Annotated in this window: 17 protein-coding genes and 1 pseudogene; 6 read left to right on the forward strand and 12 right to left on the reverse strand. The window is 53.1% G+C overall.

Annotation, left to right across the window (positions count from 1 at the left end):
* Positions 1-24: 24 nt before the first annotated feature.
* A complete protein-coding gene (locus JM93_RS21060; protein WP_145347586.1) occupies positions 25-699 on the forward strand; it encodes a PP2C family protein-serine/threonine phosphatase in 675 nt (224 codons plus the stop codon).
* Between the two features lie 2 nt (positions 700-701).
* Positions 702-1,667 (forward strand): serine/threonine-protein kinase, encoded by a 966-nt coding sequence (locus JM93_RS21065; protein ID WP_145347588.1) that lies wholly within the window; start codon positions 702-704, stop codon positions 1,665-1,667.
* A gap of 11 nt (positions 1,668-1,678) precedes the next feature.
* On the opposite strand, the gene JM93_RS21070 is transcribed toward JM93_RS21065, so the two are convergent.
* The 9 genes from JM93_RS21070 to JM93_RS21110 are packed head-to-tail and all read right to left on the reverse strand — an operon-like array spanning position 1,679 to position 13,802.
* On the reverse strand, positions 1,679-3,421 hold the full coding sequence (locus JM93_RS21070) for a hypothetical protein (protein WP_145347590.1): 1,743 nt from the start codon (positions 3,419-3,421) through the stop codon (positions 1,679-1,681).
* A 4-nt stretch (positions 3,422-3,425) separates the two neighbouring features.
* Positions 3,426-3,779, reverse strand: a complete 354-nt coding sequence (locus JM93_RS21075) for a hypothetical protein (protein ID WP_145347592.1) — start codon at positions 3,777-3,779, stop codon at positions 3,426-3,428.
* On the reverse strand, positions 3,779-5,677 hold the full coding sequence (locus tag JM93_RS21080) for a tetratricopeptide repeat protein (protein WP_145347594.1): 1,899 nt from the start codon (positions 5,675-5,677) through the stop codon (positions 3,779-3,781). Before JM93_RS21080 ends, JM93_RS21075 begins: the two co-directional genes overlap by 1 nt.
* A gap of 52 nt (positions 5,678-5,729) precedes the next feature.
* Positions 5,730-6,371, reverse strand: coding sequence for a DUF3540 domain-containing protein (locus JM93_RS21085; protein WP_145347596.1), 642 nt, complete (start codon positions 6,369-6,371; stop codon positions 5,730-5,732).
* Between the two features lie 24 nt (positions 6,372-6,395).
* Complete coding sequence (locus JM93_RS21090; protein WP_145347598.1) at positions 6,396-7,445, reverse strand: hypothetical protein; 1,050 nt, start codon at positions 7,443-7,445, stop codon at positions 6,396-6,398.
* A 34-nt stretch (positions 7,446-7,479) separates the two neighbouring features.
* A complete protein-coding gene (locus JM93_RS21095) occupies positions 7,480-9,009 on the reverse strand; it encodes a type VI secretion system Vgr family protein (protein WP_145347600.1) in 1,530 nt (509 codons plus the stop codon).
* A 26-nt stretch (positions 9,010-9,035) separates the two neighbouring features.
* Positions 9,036-9,440, reverse strand: coding sequence for a PAAR-like domain-containing protein (locus tag JM93_RS21100; RefSeq protein WP_145347602.1), 405 nt, complete (start codon positions 9,438-9,440; stop codon positions 9,036-9,038).
* Positions 9,440-10,561 (reverse strand): pentapeptide repeat-containing protein, encoded by a 1,122-nt coding sequence (locus JM93_RS21105; protein ID WP_170230790.1) that lies wholly within the window; start codon positions 10,559-10,561, stop codon positions 9,440-9,442. Before JM93_RS21105 ends, JM93_RS21100 begins: the two co-directional genes overlap by 1 nt.
* Positions 10,554-13,802 (reverse strand): DUF2169 family type VI secretion system accessory protein, encoded by a 3,249-nt coding sequence (locus JM93_RS21110; RefSeq protein ID WP_145347606.1) that lies wholly within the window; start codon positions 13,800-13,802, stop codon positions 10,554-10,556. The genes JM93_RS21105 and JM93_RS21110 overlap by 8 nt, the downstream gene beginning before the upstream one ends.
* A gap of 741 nt (positions 13,803-14,543) precedes the next feature.
* On the opposite strand from JM93_RS21110, the gene tssH reads away from it, so the two are divergent.
* The 3 genes from tssH (at position 14,544) to JM93_RS21125 (ending at position 20,592) form a co-directional block, all read left to right on the forward strand.
* On the forward strand, positions 14,544-17,297 hold the full coding sequence (gene tssH, locus JM93_RS21115) for a type VI secretion system ATPase TssH (RefSeq protein ID WP_145347608.1): 2,754 nt from the start codon (positions 14,544-14,546) through the stop codon (positions 17,295-17,297).
* A 130-nt stretch (positions 17,298-17,427) separates the two neighbouring features.
* Positions 17,428-19,041, forward strand: coding sequence for a sigma-54-dependent Fis family transcriptional regulator (locus tag JM93_RS21120; RefSeq protein ID WP_145347610.1), 1,614 nt, complete (start codon positions 17,428-17,430; stop codon positions 19,039-19,041).
* Between the two features lie 84 nt (positions 19,042-19,125).
* The gene (locus JM93_RS21125; RefSeq protein ID WP_145347612.1) at positions 19,126-20,592 is read left to right on the forward strand and encodes a serine/threonine-protein kinase; all 1,467 of its coding nucleotides are present in this window, start codon (positions 19,126-19,128) and stop codon (positions 20,590-20,592) included.
* Between the two features lie 16 nt (positions 20,593-20,608).
* Here the strand turns inward: JM93_RS21125 and JM93_RS21130 are convergent, their stop codons facing one another.
* Both JM93_RS21130 and JM93_RS21135 read right to left on the reverse strand, forming a co-directional pair.
* The gene (locus JM93_RS21130; protein ID WP_145347614.1) at positions 20,609-21,382 is read right to left on the reverse strand and encodes a MinD/ParA family ATP-binding protein; all 774 of its coding nucleotides are present in this window, start codon (positions 21,380-21,382) and stop codon (positions 20,609-20,611) included.
* Between the two features lie 21 nt (positions 21,383-21,403).
* Complete coding sequence (locus JM93_RS21135; protein ID WP_145347616.1) at positions 21,404-21,814, reverse strand: hypothetical protein; 411 nt, start codon at positions 21,812-21,814, stop codon at positions 21,404-21,406.
* A 189-nt stretch (positions 21,815-22,003) separates the two neighbouring features.
* Between JM93_RS21135 and JM93_RS21140 the strand changes: the two are divergent.
* Positions 22,004-22,960, forward strand: a pseudogene (locus tag JM93_RS21140) (IS3 family transposase); the annotation flags it as partial.
* A 65-nt stretch (positions 22,961-23,025) separates the two neighbouring features.
* Here the strand turns inward: JM93_RS21140 and JM93_RS21145 are convergent.
* Positions 23,026-23,252 (reverse strand): ATP-binding protein (locus tag JM93_RS21145; protein ID WP_170230792.1); only part of this gene is annotated, 227 nt, incomplete at its 5' end.

The raw sequence follows: 23,252 nt of genomic DNA on the forward strand, positions 1-23,252 counted from the left end.
CCACTTGACGGGTAACGCCCTAACATGTCGCCGAAACCAACCGTTCTTGCAGAGGCAATTACCCATCAGGGTTTGCGTCATCATCGAAACGAAGATTCTTATCTGGTTCTTGGAGACAAATGCTTATTTGCTGTCGCTGACGGCATGGGTGGCCACCGGGACGGCCATGTTGCCAGTCAAATGGCCGTTAGCGAGATCGCGAATGTTGGCAGCGTTCTTACAGGACGGGGCGTCGAAGACGTTGCTATGATCGAAGGCGCGCTTCTGCGCGCAAACAAAAGCCTGTTTGACAGCTATCTGGCGGCCCCCGAAAACGATATCTCGGGCACCACTGTCACCTGTTTGTTAATCCAGGACAAATTCGCTACCTGCATATGGGCAGGGGACAGTCGGCTCTATCTCTTGCGCGGCAACCACTTGTTTCTCATCTCGGAAGACCATGCCGATGATGCCGGTCACCTGGTACGTGCAATTGGTGCCGCGGATGCTCTCCAACTTGACTGTAGGACCATTGAACTCAGTACTGGCGATGCATTCGTCTTGTGTACTGATGGGTTGATCAAAGGCGTGAGCGAAACCCAGATTGCCGACACTTTGAAGCAAGGCGGGACAAACACCGCAGACAGGCTGCTTGCAGAGGCGGTGCGAGGCGGGTCCAATGACGACATCACATTTGTGATTGTCTGGATTGGATCGTGACCATGGCACTCAAGATTGATCCACGGGCTTATGGCTTTCACCCAGAAAAGTGCACCGGCCTGCCCGATGGCCCGCCATCTCCCGGCTGGGTTCTGAAGAGCAGGTTTCTTCTTCTAAAAGAGATAGGCTCTGGCGGACAATCTCAAGTCTTCAAGGCAATGGATCTCGTTGCCCGGAAGGCAGGGCTTTCGACAGCAATCGTTGCCATCAAGCTCATGGTTGCAGGCGAAGACGTTGACCCGGATTTTATATCGCTAATGCACCGTGAAGCGCGACGCTTGCGTGATCTTGTGCATCCGAACATCGTTCGGGTTTACGACATGGACCGCACGGGGCCGGTGCACTTTATGGTTATGGAATTTCTCGAAGGCCGGACACTTTCAGCGCTCTTGAGAGAATCACCGGAACGAAAGCTTCCACCCAACCACGTCGAACGGCTCGTTCAGGATATTGGATCGGCGCTTTCGTTTGCCCATGGCAAAGGTATCGTTCACTCGGACCTCAAACCCGGAAATATATTCCTAGAAAGTTCCGGCGCTGTAAAACTGATTGATTTCAACATCGCCTGCCCCATCGCCCGCTCAATCCGTACTTCGGAAGAAGATACTCTTCGCATTTTGATCAGAACAGGCGCTATCACACCAGCCTATGCTTCGCCGCAACGGCTACAAGGCGCTGAACCTTGTGAGGCCGATGATGTTTTCTCCTTCGCGCTCTTAACTTACCTTATGTTAGCCGGCGTTCGTCCGTTTGGTCCCAAAAACGCACTTGAAGCTCTTGAAGCAAATGCTACCCCCGGGCGCATCAACAGTGTGAACGACGCGCAGTGGCGCACAATATGCAGCGGTTTGGCACTCAATGATCATGACAGGACAACAACCGTCAGAGAGTTTGTTGACGGCTTTTCGTCAGCCAACAAACAGTCGCTTGGAAGAGCATGGCTCCCGTCTTGGTTCCGTCCTGTATAAACATCCAACGGCTATATCTGGATCCGGAATCCGACGGCATAAGGGGTGCCATGGGATGAGCGAACCGTGGCATCAATATCAAGCACAGCATCCCCGTCTTCATCCGTAGCCGATGAGACCTCAAATTGAACGCGTCCGCCGAGGCCGTCCGAAACGCCGGCGAAATAACTGCCAAGATCCCGGGCAGAACCATCTGGATCATCCGAGCGCGGTGCCGCAGTTCGAAAGCCAATCTGCAACAACGTATTCAATCGAGCCAATGCCAGGGCGCGATCCAGACTGCCGCGCCCTTCGGCGGCATCGGCGGCGACCTCCTTCAGGATTGGCGCTCCCCGGAAGAACACACTGATGCGATTTGCCTGACCTTCGACGCAAGTAATACCCACCCGCGATAGTCCATCTGATGCATCCGGCGACGGCACGGTCCGGCAAACACTGGCCACTTCCGTCGCCCCTTGCACATGCTCGCACAGCTCCAGCCGATCAAAATCATAGCGAACGCCAGTTGGAAGGCGCGGCCACTGATCTTCGGCTTCGGCCCTCAAGATCGCAATCAACGCCAACCAAGCTGCGGGTGCAAAGAAAGCCGGCATACCGTCCTCTCCCGGCACCACACATCCGTCGTTCCAAAATAGCGCGACGCTGGCGCTCGCAGCAGAACTCCTGAGGCTCTTAAAGGCAGCAAATGCGTCGCCATCCAAAATCTGGTGCGGTGCATCCATACGCGCCAATTCGGTTTCAGAAACTCCGGCAAATGATGGCAGGAGCGTTGCCAGCACACAGCTGGCATGTTCCTGGGCTAAGGATGCAATCGTCTTAAGATTTGCGACATCAGGAGCAACAATCGATTGGCGATTTGCAGCAAGGATAACGTCAAATGCGGAACTTGAGAGTCCGCGTTCTGCCTCCACAAGCGCAGCCTTCAGTTCGTCAGCACTTGCGGTGCGCGACACTTGGCACAAGAAGAGACGCACCTCCGAATCGCGCGGCAAATTTGCAAGGAGCAAACGCAAAGCCAGCCAGTTTTCAAAAACCTGCCCAAATCGATCATCTTTCAGGAAAACACTCGCCTGAAGTGTGAGAGCATCTTCCAAATCAGTCGTTTGCGGCCTGCCTGTTTCCTTGTCAGACCTTTGTTTGGCGCCCTTCCCCAAAGATTCTGAAACAAACGCTCCAACTGCCTGTTTGGCCAAGTCTTGAGATTGATCCGCCGAGGGCGCTGAACGCCCTGTATCGACCATGGAAAATAGTCCGTCCAATCCGTCGTCCGTCTTGTCAGATGCAGGCGATACACCTGCCTGCCTTGGGTCCCTGTCGGTTGAAGAGCGTTTGTGGTGCTGGTTATCGGCAGCTTCTGCAATTGTGCGCAACCGATCAAAACGGCTGTTTCCTTCGATTTGCGCCGCCGAGAACGCTTCACGTGCGTCGGAAACAAACGCCATCTTCTCAAAAAGCGTCCGCGGTCGCAGATCGCGTGGCCGCTCAAGGGCAAAGGTTTCAGCTAAACGCGTCGGAAAGGATCCTAGGGTGTTTTCAGCAATCACCTCAATTTTGGGAGCCAAGAGTAACAGGATTTCGGAAATGTCCATCCCGGAGACTTCGTGGACATCTTTTTTCAATGTCCCAAAGTCACCCGCGATTAAGATACGATAAGCAGGCGGCGGGGCCATTGGCTTTTTGGGAGCCGAGCCGTCACCGAGGCCGACAGAAAATGACTTTATTCCATGGTCGTTTTGTCCATTTTCTTCAGCCATTGCTTCACCTCAAAATATTGACCTTTGTCGGCGTTGCATGAATTTTCAAGAACGCAAGCGTTTCTCGATCCAAAATCACCTGCCCCGCGACCGAATATCCGCCGTCACGCTCCGCAACCTGACCGGACACATCAAATACAATCACCTCTCGGCCTGAACCAGTCTCGACGCCTACCGGTGCAATCGTTAGATCAATCGTTAGCGGATGTCCCGTGCTCATGGTTTCCGTACTTCGGCCCAGCGCACGTGGTCCGTTGGACTGCTCAAGATATACTTGCGGAGTCCGATTACGCAGATAGTCATAAATCGCTGCGCGCAAAGGATCCGGTTCCCGTTTTGGCGGTGTCCACGATGCCATCAGCCTTCATGCTCCGTATGTAAAAAGGAAGTCTTTCCGAGTTTGCCGGAAAAGCTCGATAGCAAAGAGCCAGAGATCTCCTCCATCACATCGCTCCAAGGCGCTGCGCGATCTGTTCCGACAGTTTCGACTGAAGGGTACCAAAGAGAATGATCATCTTCCGCGACCCAATACCAAGGCCGGTTGAAGCGATAGATCAATATGCCGGGCACCCCGGCAGCACCCGCGGCGTGGAGCGCAAGACTGTCTGGACCGACAACAACATCTAAGACACTGATCAAAGCCGCGAGGTCCGACAAGCTCTTGAAATGGCGTCCAGCATCGATGACACCGTCGACACCTTTCAATTGGTGCCTGCTTTCATCCCAGTTAAGAGCGACCCGCGTTCCCTTTCCAAATGGCAGGCTTGGCAGAAGTTGGTCCAGCTTCAAGCCGGTTTCCGAAGCATCCCAGCATAGTCCAACCCACGGTCGCGGAAACTCAGATAGCGCCGTGCGCCATTTTTCAGCCAAATCCGGATTGACCTTTAGATACGGGATGGCCGCGGCAACCTCTCCACGTACGACAGGAGGGAGCGTCAGCACGTGAGAGCATGGAAAAGATATTTTTGAACCAGCAACCGCTGCTTCGGACGGAACATCGTTCGCAAGATATTTTGGGAACCCAAACAGTCCGGCAACCTGCCCGAATGCAGATGGGCCAACAAGTTCGACATCTTCCAGGGCCCGGACTTGTGACAAAAATCGCGCGATCACCATAAACTCAAGGCTGGATAGTGATGGATCTATCACAAACACAGCATCATTCAGAGCGCGCTTGAGAATTTCCGGATTTGAAATCTCTTCGGGCTCGATTCCCAAAAGTCGAGCCAGTAAGGGCGCTTCAATGGTCTGTGCAACCTCATCAACTTGACCGGTGATCAAGAAACAGTCTCTGAGCAATCCACGAAGCTGATTTTGAGCCGTCTTGGGCAGTTTTTCCACATTTTGACGCAAGGGGGCGAGCAACTTGAGCGCTTGAACCGGATGTCCGGCCAGGCGGTAGGCTGCGGCCAGCGCAATCGTGGTCTCAATTCGGCTTTGACTGCGTTTTGCGACCGGAGCAAACTCCCGTAAAGCGGTCACTGCATCATTCCGTTCCGCCATAATCTTGATATAGCAGAGCCAAGCCTGAACCATATCAGGAAACAAAACCGTCGCGCGTTTTGCAAGTTTGACTGCAGATGTCAGTTGACCAAGGGCCGCAGAATTCGCTGCAACGTAAAGCATGTATTCGGGATTGTTTGGCTCAGTCAGATGCGCCTTCTCGAAAAACGATGTCGCCCGTGTGTGATCGCCCAGTTGACTGAGCATTTCCCCAACCAGCGCATTGTATGCAGCCTTTTCTGGAGCAATATACAGCGCTTCTTGAGCGAGGCTCAAAGCCGGACCAAACAATCCAAAACTGGCATAGAGCTTTGCCAGGCCCTGAAGAATTTCGGTATTTTGCGGATTTTTATCTTTTTGGCCAATCAAAAGGGCTTCGGCTTCTTCAAGACGACCTGCCTTGGCCAAGAATTCAGCCTTCAGGAGCGCTGCCTCACTCTGATCTGGATCGAGCGCGAGGGCTTGGTCCACAAGCGTTTCCGCCTCTGCTAGCTGCTCACTTAATATGAGTATTTTTGCTGACAAAGCCAAAAAGCGCGGGTCTTTGGTGGTTCTCGCATTGGCTTGTTTTAAAAGACCTTGAGCCGCTTCAAGATCACCATTGCCCATCTGTATTTCGATGAGCCCGCTAAGTGCCTCCGGATGCCCCGGCGCGACATCCAGAATACCTTCGTACAACAAAGCCGCATTATCATGGCGCCCGGCCTCAGCGTGTTCGCGCGCAGCCTTGAGGCGGTCATCCACCAACAACATCTATTCCACAGCCTCCCAATGCGGCACCAGAACCGCAGACGACCGTTATCGGTCAGCCAACACTTACTCTTTTTGCATCTAGCCGTACATCTTCTGAGGCTGTCACCAAAGAAATTTCACTATTTTGGGTCGCGACGCTATCGATGTTCTCAACCAAAATTCCAGCTTGAAGGCTATCAACTTCTTTGACTGCCGTTGACCGCGTGTCTGTTGTCGTTGTGATTGTCCGTGCTGAGACAATCTTGTCGACGACGGTTTCCAGTGATTTGGAGAAATTCCGGACCAGCTGGCGCCCCGTTTGGGTCAGGGTTTCAGAGATTAAATTGAGATTGCGAGCAGTAAATTTTACTGTTGGCGCGCTTACCTCCAACTCCGAATTCGCTCTCAGATGCACACGATTTGCTTCGGGTACACGAAGATCCGCCGGGGTGTTCGCGTCTCTGGTCAGCACGGACAATATGAACGCACCGTCGTCCCCCCTTGCGACAAGCACCATATCGCCTATTGCCGGCGCTAAAAGACAGCCGGCCGCCTGATCAGCATGGATGGATTCGCCTCCTGGCAGTCCGACCAACGCTTGGGTTTCGGTCACAAGGGCTGTCACATGCGCGGTGCACATGGTCATATCTTGTTGCCGGATTCGCCGACCCGTTGCACCTTGCGCCTCTGGGACGCTCTTGTCCTGTTTTAGCATTTTCTACTCCAGCTGTTGCAACCATCAGATCTGTGCAGTGCTGGCGATCTTGGCCTCCCAGAAAGCGATCAACGACTTAACGCTCTTGCTTTCCGTCTCGACTGCGGACGTTTCTGCTGTAGTCGCACTGGTTTGTACTTCGACAGCGGAGGTGTTGGCTTCCGTTGCATTCGTATCAGTCTTTACGGCAGACACCCAGTTACTCGTTCCATTAGTTGTGAAGTGGCCACCCTTTGTCTCGGTTTTCCATGAACAAACGTCTAGCTTCCAAACCCCGATATCGAACTTAGCACCGTAGAGTGTAATTTTTGAAATCGGCTCGATGTTTAGGATCACCGAAAGGGTGAATACGAATTCGCCGGAAAGCTTGATCGACATGGCACCGCCATAGAAAAACTTGTGGCTAGTGGCGTGCTGCATCGTAGTAGTCTTTTCATAGACCTCTTTGTATTGTTCTGCTTTGTATATGTCGTATTTGTTTGCTTCATAATACTTGCGGGAGACGCTCGTAACCCGGGTGTACTCCTCGCCGTCAACGTCTTTGGTGTACTTCTTTGATGTCGTTGTGATATCGCCACGTTTGCTATTATCGCTGGAGTCACCTGCACAAATGGTGATGTCCTGACTATCGCCCGAGGTGATTGTGACAGTACTGTTTGTGCTCTCGATGTGAATGGCATCATCGGAATTGATGTATAGCTTTTCACCCACACGAACGAGCATCCGGCCGTCGCAGGCCATCAAGATGCCTTTTCCACCTCCAGCGGCATTTTTATAAACCGAATCCCCTGATTCGTCCGCAATGTGCTGCGCCGGATAGTAGCTTGCCTGCGCACTGTTGCTAAAGGCCGATTGCTCGATGTCCGAGTATTCGCCCAGACGCAGGAATGTTCCCAGCCCGCTGTCGTCCGATGTCAGGGTCGAGTCATTCGCTGCCGTTGGCACATAAAAATAGGTGTATGTCGTCTGATAGTGCGTGCCGCTATCTGCATCAACGAGCGCATCTGTTGAACTGTATGCTTCCCAGTCGTCAATCTGGTCAGCCAGTTGATCTAGTGTCGGTGTACTCGCCATATCTCATATCCTCCGATCGGGAGCGGCGCACGCGTCAGGCGGCTCCATCGCTGATTTGCATAACAATTCCTGATGCTGTTCTCGTACGATGCGCCACGTTCCGGTTCGTCGCTGTCACCGGGTTCGTGTGTTCGCCATTCGAAACAGCCCCGACAATCAACGGCCGGTCCGGGTCTCCCTCTTCGAATGCCAGCAGCACTTCGGTCCCAACCAAAAGCGTCGAATGTGATCCGTAACCATCGCCGCCACCATAGGGCTCCATTTTTCGGACATAGTGGCTGGCACGTCCTTTAGACAAACCACTTTCCTCGCACATAACCCGAATGCGATAGTGGCCAGCGGAATCCAGTTCGGCGCGCTTGCCGTCTGTCTCACCGTCGATAAAACCTATCATGTATCCGGTGACGATTGGCTTAGGAGTTGCCAACGCTGGCCGGAAACCTTTGTCAAAAGGCACACAAACAAACTCATTTGAATAGGGTTCGGGTGTCAGATCAGAGGAGCTGAATCCGAGTGGCGTTGTCTCAACACATTTGTGCGTCACTTCGGTGACAATGTAGAGGCCCTCAAAATCCCGTATTGGATGGTTGGACAGCTCGAAAAATACACCGGGGCGCAGGTTTGGGATATTGCTTTCGCCGCGAAATAGAACGCGCTGGCACTCAAGCAGTTCTACACGGCGCTTGGCGATGAACTGTCCTTCTGCAGGCTTGGCGTAGTTCTCGCCATACCGCGTCACCACACCTTGGCTTTCATAGCTGGCATTTTCGGTGACAGACAACGATACCTTCGGAGTTGCCGGATTATACTCCCGCAAATCGACTGTCCCACTCTGGGTTTCGTATCTGGCATTGAACGACCAAATTCCAAATTCGCCGACGCCGCGTACCTGTTGTTTGCTACGGAACGGCAGCTTATCGCTAATGCTCTGACCGGACAGTTTTTGGAAGTGTTCCTTCCGGTCGCCAAAAACGACTTTCTCCCGGTTACCCGAGTGATCGAAGGAATAAAAAATCCCGAAGCGTTCGCATAGGCGGTTGATAAAGTTTGCGTCGGTTTCACGGTATTGCATGACAAAGTCCAGCATCGGGTAGTCCCCGGCGTTCGGCAGCATGTCATGCTGAATTTGCCGGGCCACTCTACTGGCCGAGGTGTTCGATGACGATTTGTTCGCATCATTCAGTTCACCGGTCAGGATATCGACTACCGTAACATCCTTGTCCGTACCGTAGACCTGATTTTGAGCGCTGTGCCGCAGCATCGCGAGCTCCGGTTCCAGAACAACCCGAAAGCAAAACTCTTGTTTGGGGGTCGGGTCCCGGGTTTCAGCATGCCCAACGACGCCGATGAGTTTCACCTTTTCGTCACCAACTTCGATTTCGAGCGTTGCGGATTTTCCGATCATGTCGTTCAGATTGACCGCATCAGCGGACATCACATCCACCGCGAACTGGTAGTTTCGGTTAAGCGCTTCATGTCCATGGATTGCTTCAACATAGACATCGTCCCGAGATTTGCCAGGCAGCGTCAGATAAAGCTTGTTGTGCGGAACTTTGTTATTCATGGCGACATATACTCCGAGAACAAAGCCTACAGGCTGGGGTTCAGCATGCGAATTTGGGATGGCACGAGTGTCGTGCCGACGGAATTTGGCGATACGCCGTTTTGCAGCGTCGGGTCCAAAAGCGCGCGGGTCGCAGGCATGCACTGCAAAAACAGTTTGGTGGACCCTTTAACGTTTCGGCTGTTTGAGCAAACCATGCCTGACGCAACACCCGGCCCAGGACCACTAACGGTCACCGGCGCGAGGTTCGTCATGTTATGAGCTGGCATGCACATAATTAGAGAACGGAAGCAGGTCGGGATCTCGGTGACGCGGAAACCCATCGAGAACAAGGGGATTGGAACTGGGCCAACAGGCGTCGCCTGCAGATAAATATCCGGAACCGAAAAATCCATGCCGGGGATCGGCCCTTGAGAATTGACTAGTGGCATCACAGCCCCCCATTTCGCGCGGACATATCAGCATCAAGTTCGACCCGTTCCGGCCGGTAGAGTTCCGCAATCGCCCGATCAGTATCGGTGTCAATTGTCGATCCGGATGTGCCGAGCATCACTGTTTTGTCGAGTTTCACGGCATGAAGTTTGGTATTTGAGAAAGTGCTTGCCGAAAGGGATGCCGCAGACAGATCAGCATGAGACATTTCTGCAAGCCGCAGATCACACTGTTCAAACAACACAGCACGGCAATCCGCCTCCTGGAAAACCGCCGAATAGAGCTGCGACCCGTTTAGCTTTGCCCCCGACAAGCTCGCACCAGCAAAGTTTGCCATGGGCAGCGTGCTGCCGCTCAAATCAACGCCATCCAGCTTGCTTTTCGTGAAGCCGGTGGCTTGCCCCGTCAGACCCCGCATAGAAGCGCCTGCAAAATCACACTCGGCAAATACCGACGCACTGACCACCGCACCATCAAGCTTCGTATTCTGGAATACGCCTTTGTGGAACGTGCAGTGCTGCCAGGATTGGTTGGAAAGATCTTTGCCCGATAGGTTAGCGTCTGCGAACAACCCTATGTCGATATGCGCACCTGAGATATCGACACTCCGAAGATCGGCTTCGGTGAGCATGAAGTTCGACAAAACAGAGTTTGCCAACGACATGTTCTCAACCTCACAGGACAGCGCGACTGTGCGGTAGAAGGCAACCTCAGAAAGATCGGATCCCGTGAGATCAACCTTTGCCAATGACGTTTCCGAAATACGGCTACCTTTCAAACTGCCGCCGGATGCATTGCTCGTTACAAATTGCAGCCTTTCGAGCTCTGTATCGTTGAGCTCTAATCCCGGAATTTCGCAACTGACCAGTTGAGCATCCTTGAGTAACGCCCCGCTCAATTTGGCCCCGTCCATTTTACAGGACACGATTTGCGCGCCCCGCAAATCTGTGTTTGTAAAATCACATCCAGTCAAATCGCATTCGATGAAGCGGACTTTGCGTAAATCAAGTCCCGCGAAGCTCAGTCCAGACGCATCCCGCACAAGCATAGGCTGCTCGTGCTGTTGAAACGCGAGCACATCTTCAAGCGTAATCGGTTTTTTCGGGGGCAACTTAGGCATGAGTGGGTTGCTCCAGCATGGTAAGTGCCAAGTTGGCTCCGGTAAAATCGCAGCTCGCCAGCTTGGCCTCCAGAAGATTGGCGGCATAAAGGTTTGCCGAGCGCATGGAACAGCGCCGCAAATCAACGCCTGTGAGAGCTGCCGCAAAAAGATGGGCGCCGAAAAAGTCGCTGTCTGTAAGTACTGATTTTCCAAACAGACTATTTTGAAAATAAGAGAGCCTGAAATCCGTCGCTTCGAGCTTGCACGCATTGAAAAAGCAAGAATTGCATTCAGCTCGCAAGAAACACGACTCTCCCATCCGCGCGGTGTTCCAGGATGATTCTACCGCTTTGACCCCAGTGAAATCAGACTGCGTGAGGTCGCTATCGCCTAAAAATCCGACCGAAACCAAACTGGCGCCGGAAAAAGATGAACCAGCTGCAGAGATTTCAGTAAAGCCGACACGCTCAAGCGAACTCTTGGAAAAGTCCGCTGCGCCCAGCTTGATCGTGACAAACATTGTCCGCTCAATCCGGCAGCCTTTGGCACTAAATCCGTCGGCTGATCCAGAAACAATCTGAATGTCCGATAGATTGCAAGACGTGAACGCAGCCGCGTCAAGTGTACATTCAATGAGTCGGACCTGGGTGAGATCGGCCCCGTCCGCCCTTACCCCACTCAAATCTGACCGGATGATGACGTTGTCGTCCAGAACCGCGCCATCGAGGATGGTATTGCGCAACGTTGCCTGACTGAGATTTGTCTTCACCATCTTTGTATGGGACAGATTGGCCTGATCCAGGCAGGCACCCGAAAAGACGGCACCATTAAGAATGGAACCAGAAAAATCGGCTCCGGTCAGGTCGCAGTTTTCGAAGAACGTATTGGCCAGATTCTGACCACTGAAATCCATGCCGCGCAAGTCTGCGCCGGCCAAGTCAGCTCCCTTGAAATCGTGGCCCTCGTTCCGCTTGGCCTTAACAAAATCACCTACCCGCGCAGGGACACCTTCAGGCAACTCTTCAAGCGGGAAAATCGGCGCTGGCGACTGTTGCCGCGCAACAAGCATACCGTCTTCGATTTGCTCTTCCGCTTCGTCCATTCGCTGCTGCGTGTCCTCTAGCGAGGAACGTGCAATTTCTCCGGGAGACATTCCTTCGTAATCCGGAACTTTCGCCGGTTTGATTTCGCCAACCCGCTGCATGAGGCCAGCAATGACATCGGCCCCTTCCTCTTTCGGGATCAACGGGCTTTCGATCGACCGCAGGGCATCTTCGACCTGCGATACCATTTCCTCATTCCGCGCTTTTTCAGCTTCGGTCGCGTAAGGATTGTCCGGCAACAGATCCGCCCGGGTGAGGCTCGTGATGTCCTGCTTTTTGCTTGGTTCCGCAGGACTGGGGTCAGCTCCGGATGAGGCAATCAGCTCCCGAAGCGTTTCGTCTACCAGATCCGGCGGGCGGACTTCGTCGTTTTCGAGCGCATCTAGCGCCGACAAATCCGTCTCGCCAAGTGCCTTGCGCGCATCGTAGAGCAACGAGCCTTCCGGCTCCCGCAGGACCCTTGCCACGGCCTTGCGGTAATGCTCTTCAACCGCGTCCGCATCAAGGCCGTGGTCGTTTTCAATATCGTCAAATGCAGCCTGCAAGAGCGCATTCAGTTCATCTGTTTTCGAACCTTCAACGCTATCTGGAAGCTGGATCCCCCCTTTTGCAGCTTCCATCTGTTCGGCTACGGAATCGAGCCCATCGATCAACTGAGGTTCAAGTTCGACGTCCGAAAAACGTGCCAGATGCTCATCGTCGACAATCGGTTTTTTCGCGTGCTCCGGCAAAAGACCTGCCGGAGACGCTTCGACAATCGCACGACGTTGAAGTTCAGCCCGCGCCATCTCCCGGTCCCGCTTTTCCAGCAGCGCATCTTCGAGCGTTTTCATGTCGTCCAACAGCTCGGCAAGATCCAGATCGCCCGTTTCAAGTTCTTCTTGAGTTGGCAGGCCTACCAAGGGCAAATCGTCGATGATTTCGGTATTGGGCGGTGGAATCAGATCGGACGGCAACCCTTCGTCCTCAAGGTTCTTTCTGGCTGCCCAATCCTGATTGGCCAGAAACCGGTCCCGTTCCTCTTTTGCCTTTTCAAGCTTCGCCCGCCTTTTCGCGCTTATCTCAGCCGGGTCGCGCTCTGGCATCAACTGATAGTCAGCAAGGGCATATTTGTGCGCGTCTACTTTTGACGTGCGTTTTTGAAATACATCGAAATAGTAAGCAGGCTCCCGTTTTGACTGATCGGCAGCTTCAAGCGCTACCATAATTGTTCCGATATCCTCGGCGAACCGGTCAGTACCACGGACAAGACCCCGAAACGCCAAGGTCGCCTTGTCGACATTTGGAAACAGCGTAACGGTGTCACAACGCATCGTTGTTTCTATAAATTCGTCCTTGACAACATCGTGATAGAAACATCGCGCACGCAACCGGGGCAGCACGCCGCCTGTTTGACCGGTTCCACGCGACATTCCGAACACCGAGAAAGTCTCACCTCCTTCAAAAAACTCGCCAAAGCGCTGCTCCTCGGGAGCCTCGCAATGATAAAGCGGATTGAAATCGGCAGGCTTTAATGGAGAGACGTTCTTCACCCAGTTCTGATCATAAGTTCCAAGGTATCGTAAACGTTGAGCATCATCGGCGGGCAGCGGCCCAAAATGCGCGGGTGGCGGTGTGTCATCGACCGATTTAATCAGGACCCGAGCATCCTCAACGTTCGGCAGAGGCGCATCGTATCCCGCGTCAACCAACTTCCGCGCTCCATGTCCCTTTCCGCGGGCATTTGGACCATATCCTGGCGCGCCGAAGGCTTGAACGTCTCCTATTGGCATCGCACTAAAGGGTATCGGACGCGACATTTGGATGCCCTGATCCGTCAGCCGCCAGAACCGGTCACCGAAAACTGCAAGTGTTTTTTCAAACCCCTGAAAACGAACCGTCACACGCGTCGCCTCGATTGGCTCATCGGCGGCGGGCGACAGTGCGCAACCAGCCACAATCAGTTCCGCTTTCGGTTTTAATTGCCCCTTGTCAAATACTGCGCCGTTGGGCATTTGCTCAGTAACCATAGGCCACAAAGCCTGTTCCGTAAGCAGCCGATTTGGGTCTGAAAAATCGAACAGCGCGTAGGCCGAGACGGTCGTCAGAGCACCCTGTCTTGTGGGCTCTGTTTGGTGTGCAACAGAAAGCCGAGTTGGTTTAATAATGGCTGGCACACAAACCTCCGTCTTTTGCCTGCTCCGCTTTGACAAACCGCATGGGAATAGCAGACTACATATCTACCCTTGCGGCGCGTTGCCACGCAGTTTAGGTGCCGTTCCCGACAATAAGTCCAGCCTAAACGTGGGGGAACTAGGCCGAACGGTCAATTCTCATTTATCTGCACAAAAAACGCATCTCCCCTAAGAATGGGTGGGAAATGGTTTCGCTTTCGCTACAGAAAATCGCCAAAAACGCTTGATCGGGACTGCGGTGGCCAAGCCAAAAAACGAATTGGTTCCTGTAACAGTGCAGTTTTTTGCACGGGCAGGCAGTCATTGTGCAGCTTTCTTCACAGCAAGCTTGTCCGATTGGAACCTAACAAACCCAATCATCTCTTTGTTTTTTCTGAATTTTTGTAATTTCAGGAGACGCGTGTGGAGGCCAGCTTCTATCGCGGATTTTTAAAAACTTGCTACTGAACACTGAAGGTTTACGAAAACTTAATATGCAAGAACCGTCAATGAATGATGCGCTTTATCGTCCCGAATCGTTAACTTGGAGGATCATCGAAAGAATTCTGTCATACCACATACGAATTGTTTCGTTTACGTTTCGGTATTCGACAAGGGTTGGGAGGACAGTCATGGCTCATCGGTTTTTTGGATCCGGATAGATAAATCCTTGATCACCCTGCATCGCAGCGCCCGGAACGGGCATTCAAGTCATTAAACTAAATTTCAAGATTGGACACGCCCGTGCTGGACCTTGATCTTAGACGCCTTATCGGCCGCCTCAACACCTATTCCCGCCGTTCTCTGGAGGCTGCCGCCGGTTTGGCCGTGACCCGCGGGCACTATGAAGTGGCGATCGAACACCTTCTGCATGTATTTGCAGAAGACAGCCAGCATGACATTCAAAGCGCATGCCGCCATTTCGAGGTTGATCCTGCAAGTTTCAAAAAGGAACTTCACGGAGTTCTTGAAGAGATGAAACGGGGAAACCAGGGACGCCCGGTGTTTTCGCCGCTTCTCATCGAGTGGATATCCGATGCGTGGCTCATCAGCTCTGTCGAGTTTGATCTGGACCAAGTTCGTTCAGGCACCCTATTTGCAACGGCCTTTGCGCAGCCGAACAGATACGGTGATGCGCGCTGGCTTGACCTTTTTTCAGGGGTGACACTGGCACAGTTCAAAAAGGACTTCCCCGACATCCTCGCGGAATCAGAGGAGACAACTGCAGGCCTGACGGCTTCTACCAGCGGAGACGACAAGACTGCTTCAGTTGCACCGGGCATGAGCCCGGACAGCGCCCTCGCCCGCTTCTGCACCAATTTCACCCAGTCCGCGCGTGAAGGGAAAATTGATCAGGTTTTCTGTCGGGATCGCGAAATCCAGCAAATGATCGATGTGCTCGGCCGCAGGCGCAAGAACAATCCGATCTGCGTCGGCGAACCCGGGGTCGGAAAGACTGCTGTCGTCGAAGGGCTTGCAGTTAAAATCGCGCAGGGCGATGTCCCGGATATGCTCAAAAATGTTGAGCTAATCGGTCTCGACCTTGGTATGCTGCAAGCGGGTGCCGGCGTAAAAGGCGAATTTGAAAACCGTCTTAAGGGTATCATCGACGAGGTCAAATCCTCTCCGAAGCCGATCATTCTGTTCATTGACGAAGCGCATATGCTCATTGGAGCGGGCGGTTCAGCCGGAGGCGCTGACGCGGCAAACCTTCTGAAGCCTGCTCTGGCGCGCGGTGAATTGCGCACAGTGGCTGCAACCACCTGGAGTGAATACAAAAAGTACTTTGAAAAAGACCCCGCCTTGGAACGGCGCTTCCAGTTGGTGAAATTGGACGAACCGAGCCCGGAACAAGCCATTACGATCATGCGTGGCTTGAGGGGAGCATATGAGAAAAATCACGGCGTATATATTCGCGACAGCGCGGTCGTTGCGGCTGCAAAGTTATCTGCCCGCTACATATCCGGACGTCAGCTTCCTGATAAGGCAGTTGATGTTCTGGATACTGCCTGCGCCCGGGTGAAGCTCTCTCTTTCCTCAAAGCCCTTTATCATTGAACTCAAAGAAAAACGGCTTGGCGAACTCAATCGTGCCCTTGAGTCCCTGAATAGGGACCATCAAGCCGATTTCTCGACTGATGATCTAGAAGTTGCCGAAATTGAAGGTGAAATCAAAGAAGCAGAAGCCGAGATAGCGGAACTCAGCGACCGCTGGCAAAAGGAGCTCGATCTCGTTCATCAGATATTGAAGTTGCGGCATGACCTCGGCCTGACTCTGGAAGGTGACGAACCAGTGGAAGAGGCCCCAGATGGAGAAGGAGGTTCTGATGCTGGTGCTGCTACCGATGCGGACGAGGCGCCAAACAAGGAAGCCGAACAAGGTTGTGATGCTCCACAACCGATCGACACCGACGCGATGAAATCCCACTATTCTCAAATATCAGCAGACTTGAAGGCGGCTCAGGCAGGTGACCCTCTCGTGTCTTTTGAGGTAACCGAGGAAGCGATCGGTCAGGTCATCTCCGATTGGACGGGAGTCCCGCTCGGACGGATGGTCGAAAACGAAGCTGATTCCATTCTGAAGCTCTCGCAAAATCTTCAAGCTCGGGTCATCGGTCAGGACCACGCGATCCAAGCGGTCGACGAAGCGCTGCGCACAGCCAAGGCTGGCGTTCAGAACCCCGATGCGCCAATGGGTGTGTTTCTATTCGTTGGTCCGTCTGGTGTTGGTAAGACAGAACTTGCAACTGCAATTGCGGACCAGCTCTTTGGCGGCGAGCGTTTCCTGATTTCGATTAACATGTCCGAGTTTCAAGAAAAGCACACAGTCTCCAAACTGGTCGGGTCGCCTCCGGGATATGTCGGATATGGTGAAGGCGGCGTTCTAACCGAAGCGGTCCGCCAGCGGCCCTACTCGGTCGTGTTGCTTGATGAAGTTGAAAAAGCCGACCTCGAGGTAATGAACCTGTTTTATCAGGTTTTTGACAAAGGCGTCCTTTCTGATGGTGAGGGCCGCCAAATCGACTTCAAAAACACAATCGTTGTTTTGACCAGCAACCTTGCCACTGATGTTTTGACCGAGATGGGAAGCCTTCCGGACAAACCTGATGCTGACGAGTTGGTTGCAGCTTGCCGCCCGGTTCTAAGCGCGCACTTCAAACCAGCCCTTTTGGCACGCATGCAGATTGTGCCATTTTATCCGCTTATCGGAGAGCCGCTTGAAAAGATCGTCCGCTTGAAACTGAACAAGGTTGGAAAACGGCTTCGGGAGAACCAGAAAATGGAACTCGTCTATTCGGATGCCGTTGTGTCTTCCATTGCAGCACGGTGTACAGAGGTCGAGACCGGCGCACGGAACATTGACCACATTGTCAACCGGACCATTTTGCCGGAGTTGTCGACCGAACTTCTTACTCAGATGGGCGGCGAGGATACCGATTTTACCAAGGCTTCCATCGATGTGGGTGCGCCGGGTCATTTTACCTACACATTGTCCTAGCCATTGTTGCCTGGCAGTCAGCTTGCCTATGGCCATGACTGCCAGGCAATGAATCAAGACGCCATCCGAGGAAAACGATGGGGCATCAATATTTGCTCTCGCGCCTTCCCGGGATTTGAGGGTTTTCTAGATGCTCGACGACCTTTTGGAGCTCACAGAGGCATTGGCCGGAGCAGAAAGGCTGGAGACGGTCTTGGATTTGGTTCTAGATTCCGCATTGAAAATCTCCCGAGCCGAAAGCGGATCTATATATACACTCGATACGCTGGGCCGGCACCTACACCGGACCGCGGCCAAGGGGTTTGCCGGCGGAACGTGTCTGCCAACACAGGACCACATCGATATCTATGGAGCCGACGGGATGCCAAACCTAAGGCTCCCCGCTGCTTTGGTTGTGTCGACCGGGACCCCAATCAATATTGCCGATGTAAACGCAGCCGTTGGCTATGATTTCACCGGACTAAAGGCAGATGACAGGCTAGGTGGCACCGCTACCAAGTCGTTGCTCATCGTTCCAATGACCGTTTTGAAAGACCGGTCAGTGGGTATCTTGCAGCTGATCAACACGCGCAACAGCTCCGGGCAGATAAGTGAGGTGTCAGAGCAAGGACTGAAACAATTACGGGCTCTTACCATTCACGCTGGCATTTGCATTTGGAATACCCGGATATTGGAAGAAAACCGGCGTATGAAGAAGCAATTTGATCAGTATCTTTCTGAACTTCCAAAACAAACAGCATCCTCTCAGACGAGAATTTCCACGCCGCCGCGCAAAAAACCTCAAGGATTAATTGGCGATAGCCCTCCGATCGAAAAAGCCATTAACTTGATCCGGAAAGCAGCGAACTCAGACGTTCCGATTCTGCTGCGAGGTGAAACTGGCACCGGAAAGGAGATGATGGCCGCCTTTATCCACCAGTCGAGTGACCGATCGGACAAACCATTTGTTGTTCAAAATTGCGCAGCTCTTCCTGAAGCACTTTTGGAAAGCGAACTGTTCGGACACGTCAAAGGGGCCTTCACCGGCGCAGGAACGAACAAGCAAGGGCTTGCACACGAAGCTCATCGCGGAACATTGTTCCTCGACGAGATCGGCGACATGCCCTTGGCTCTCCAAGCCAAAGTTTTGAGGCTGCTTCAGGAAGGGGAGGTTCGCAGGGTCGGTGCCACGAAGACCGAGTTTGTTGATGTCCGAATCGTTGGCGCAACAAACGTAAACCTTGAAGAGAAAATCGAACAAGGAGAATTCCGCCGAGATCTGTATTATCGATTGAACGTTTTCCCAATCAATCTTCCCCCTTTGCGCGAACGCCCGTCGGACATTCCAAAACTCATGGACCACTTCCTGAAGCAAGGCGCAGCAAAGGCGAAGACAGCAGTGCCTGTGGTTTCTGCCGAGGCCATCGAGGCGTTAATGTGCTGGAGTTATCCGGGCAACGTCCGCGAGCTCAAAAACATCCTTGATCGTGCTAGGCTTATGGCTGAGGAAGGTTATCCGATTCAAATGGAGCATTTGCCGCCGGAATTGATCGGTCCCGCCGAAGGATCGAGCGGACGGATGCCTCCAACCATTCCTGATGGGGACCTCAAGTCTATCGTCGGCCAATATGAAGCGCTGGTCATAGAGGCAAAAATGCGCGAAGCTAACTGGAACAAGAGCAACGTGGCGCGCAGGCTCAACGTAAGCCGCCGAACGATTATTGAAAAGCTCAACCGCTACAACATCACAAGACCAACGTCTTAGTTCCATGCAAACGTGAAAGCTACGGCGCTGAAATTCTTAGGCATTAAATCAAAGGCTCAAAAAGCCGCGCAAACTTCGGCGGAGATGCCTGATGTTCTTCAGGCGTTTCTTGGTGGCCGTCTGAGCTACGATGATCTGCTTCGTGCATTGAGGGACCACGCAACGAAGTCAGACACTCACGCTTTAGAAAGTCACAAAACGATTCGTGAGGCGGTAGAGCTTGGCAAGTTGCCTCAAGACCTCGGCCAGATCATCATCGGTCAATTACCAAATATTGGAGGGGCGGCTTCCTCATCCGGCGAGCAAACGACAGCACCGTTTTCTGCGGCCGACCAAACTCAAGAGTCGGAGGATGATCTTGACCCTCCGACCATACCCAATGGCGCAACCACCGCCGCGCCAGCGAATGCGTCATCTCCCAATAGGTCTGGACAACAGCTTCTTCCGCCCTTGCCGTATCTCATGAAATCACCGGCAACAGCTGGCGAGGAAATGCGAGAGCGGGTGGACGATGTCGTACTTGGTTCACTTGTTGGCGGTTTTAAAGAGTTTCGGAAGGCGCGCGAAAGTGGTGACACAGGGCAATCAGGCTACCCGGCATCCGAGCAAGTTGACAATTACCTGACAAGTTTTCGCAGCGCGCGCCTTCGGTCTGATGCACGCCGCGCAGCGGCAGGGCAATCAAAAGGCCCTGCGTCGCTGGAGGATCTGGCCGGCTCCAGTGCCGCAACCGCTGGAATAGGGTCGATCCTGCGAGATCGGTTTGTGCTTGACGATGAGATTGGCCGCGGCGGTATGGGGGTCGTCTATTCCGCTGTTGATAGAAGGCGGCTCGAAGCAGGTCACAATGAGCCATATGTTGCTCTCAAGCTGCTCAACGAAGTCCTTCGAACCGACGCCATAGCGCTGCGCTTAATGGAAGCAGAAGCGCGGAAGGCTCAGGCTCTCGCGCATCCGAATATTACCACTGTATTTGATTTTGACAGAGACGGTTCGGAAGCTTTCATTATTATGGAGCTCCTAAAAGGAAAACCCCTCGACAGGTATTTGGCTCAATCGATCGGGCGCGGCCGTCCAATGGAAGACTGCCGAACAATCATAGAAGGCATATGCAGCGGTTTAGCCTATGCCCATAGTCAAGATGTCATCCATTCTGACCTGAAACCCGGAAACGTCTTCATTTCGGGAGACAAGAGTGCCAAATTGCTTGATTTTGGCTTGGCGGCAGCCGCTAAAGCAGCCGAACCGTCGGAGGTCATTCAGGAAGCGCTGACGTCCGCTTATGCAAGCCCTGAAATGCTGGCTGGCGCAGAGCGCGATCCGCGTGACGACATCTTCGCTCTTGGATGCATTGCGTATCAACTGCTTAGTGGAACGCACCCGTTCGGCATGCAACCCGCTCTGGAGGCTGCCAAAAACGGAGTGGCACCGAGACCAATCGATGGTCTAACGGAATCGGCCGCTGAAGCCATCACCGGAGCACTTCAATTCGAGCGCGAAGCCCGGACAAAAACCGCGGCCCTGTTTCAGGATCAGTTTTCGCGACCTTAGCAGCAAATCGGTAGCGCTATTCAATTGCGTCTACAATGCTTTCAATAGCCAAGGTAAATGAGTGATTCGGCTGCAGGGTCCGGATCAGGCCCGTACTTCCTATTTGGATAAGTTCGGTCGTCAACGGAAGAACGGCGACAACCGGCGTTCGGTAATTGGAAAAAATCCTCTGCGAAAGATCTTGGAAGTCAAAGGTGTCGAGCGCTTTGTTTACTACAAGAAACAGCTGCGGGACCTCCAGTTTCCGTGCAAGCTCAAGAGTGACCGCAGTGCCTTGATAGTCTTGAATATCCGGTCGCAGAATGAGCAACAAGGTGTCTGAGATTGCGATTGATAAAAGCGTTTCTTCATTGACCCCGGGATGGGTGTCGATAAGTAAATAATCTAAATCAAGAGAATCACAGAGTTCGATGAAACCGCGATTTAAATCCTCGACATTATACTTTTCTTTTAGTATCCGCGCGATTTCACCGGTCTTGATCGAGGACGGTACGAGAAATAATTGGCCTGCCTCACCGAGGATTTGAGCGCCGTTTCCGTCTACCACCCCAGCTGTTACATCATGTGCTGCTTCAACCATGCGGCAATGGCCCCACAGGAAATTGTTCAGCGTGTTGTGGACCGTGTTCAGATCCATTTTGAAAAGAGTATGAATACCGGGCGACTGAATATCGGTATCTACTATTCCTACTTTATGTCCCCTTAGAGCCAAGGCAGCTGCGATATTGGCTGTAACATTCGATTTACCGGTTCCGCCTCGGTAGGAATGGGTAGAAATAATCTTTGTCACGAATGTCTCGCCACGCTCGATCTAGGTAGATTTAAACCGCGCCCGCAATGACCGTGCCTGGGCCTGAAGGTTCTTAAAGTACTCGGATTCAGCAACTTTCTCGACCTCGGAAGCAGCTTCGTCCTTGTCATACGCAACATCATACTTTTGAAGTTTGGATCGTAAAACCACGTTTTCTTTACGTAGTCTTTGTTCCGCGGCTTCTAGTTTCCGCTTGGTGGCCTGGAGATCGGAAATTAATTGACTCGAATGGAATTCACGGGCCTCTACCTGAACCACCATTCCGGCAAAACTCTCCGCAAGCGCCCGAATATCCTCCGGACTTTCAGTGTCTGTGATGACTTGATAAAGGTCGTCAACGTCATCGAAACGGCCATTCGCGATGGCCTCACAGGTCTTAGCTAAGCTGGTGACTGCGGACTTGGGAGCCATTCATTCCAGACCAATAAGTGAATAGTATCTTAGATGAGTGATACATGACCGATCCCATTGACCCAAGCAAATTCCGCAACCTTTTGATACCCCTTGCTTCAGAGGGAACGGGTCCGATTAGGATTGACCAGTTCCCCTGAAAGTTCCTCGTTTTGAGGTTAGTCTGTTCCCAATTGAAGGAAACAGACGATGAAGCGATCCAGGTTTTCCGAAGAACAGATCATCGGCATTTTGAAAGAACATCAGGCGGGGCATTTCAGCCGCCGAGCTTTGCCGCAAATACGGTGTCAGCGATGCGACCTTTTACAAGTGGCGCTCGAAGTACGGCGGCATGGAGGTGTCCGATGCCAAACGGCTGAAGTCCCTTGAAGAAGAGAACGCAAAACTGAAGAAGCTACTCGCGGGGTCGATGATGGATGTGTCGACGCTCCGCGAGATGCTCGGAAAAAACTTCTAACGCCTGGCTCAAGGAGGACTGCCGTGAGCTGCGCAATCAAGACCAAGGGCTATTCGCAACGCCGCGCCTGTGGGCTGGTTGGCATCGATCCGCGTGTTTACCGCTATCGGTCGACGAGATCCGATGATGCCGGGTTACGTCAGAGGCTGAAGGAATTGGCTTCGGAGAGACGGCGCTTTGGCTATCGCCGGCTGCACATCCTGCTGAAGCGTGAAGGCATCGAGGCCAACTGGAAGAAGGTCTACCGGATCTACCGGGAAGAGCGCCTCACAGTGCGCAAGCGCGGTGGTCGGAAACGAGCCCTGGGAACGCGAGCGCCGATGGCTGTGCCGCAAGCCACCAATCAACGCTGGTCTCTCGACTTCGTCTCTGATGCCCTGATTGACGGACGCCGGTTCCGGATCCTGTGTGTCATTGATGACTTCAGCCGCGAATGCCTGGCAACGGTGGTCGACAACTCGATCTCCGGAGCCCGGGTCGCACGGGAACTGGACGAGATCGCGGAAAGTCGTGGCCGTTACCCCTTGATGATCATCAGCGATAACGGCCCCGAACTCACGTCAAACGCCATGCTCACATGGCAGCAAGATCGAGGCGTGGAATGGCACTACATCGCCCCGGGCAAGCCAATGCAGAATGGCTTCGTTGAAAGCTTCAATGGACGCCTGAGTGTTGATTTTCACCGAGAACTGCCCCGGTATTTCCACCGAGAATTGACCCGCCTTTTGTGTATGGAACGGCAGTTACGCCGTGGTCAAGATTTTGGTTTCCTCCCTTCGTTGTCGGCCTGATTTGCGGTGCTGTTTTTGAAGCGGAAGCTTTCGTTTCCGGTTTCAAGGATATGGCAGTGGTGGGTGAGCCGGTCGAGCAGTGCGGTGGTCATCTTGGCGTCCCCAAAGACTGATGCCCATTCCGAGAAGCTCAGATTGGTGGTGATGATGACGCTGGTGCGCTCGTAGAGCTTGCTCAGAAGATGGAAGA

The sequence above is a fragment of the Roseibium hamelinense genome (assembly GCF_007830545.1).
Classification (GTDB): Bacteria; Pseudomonadota; Alphaproteobacteria; order Rhizobiales; family Stappiaceae; genus Roseibium; species Roseibium hamelinense.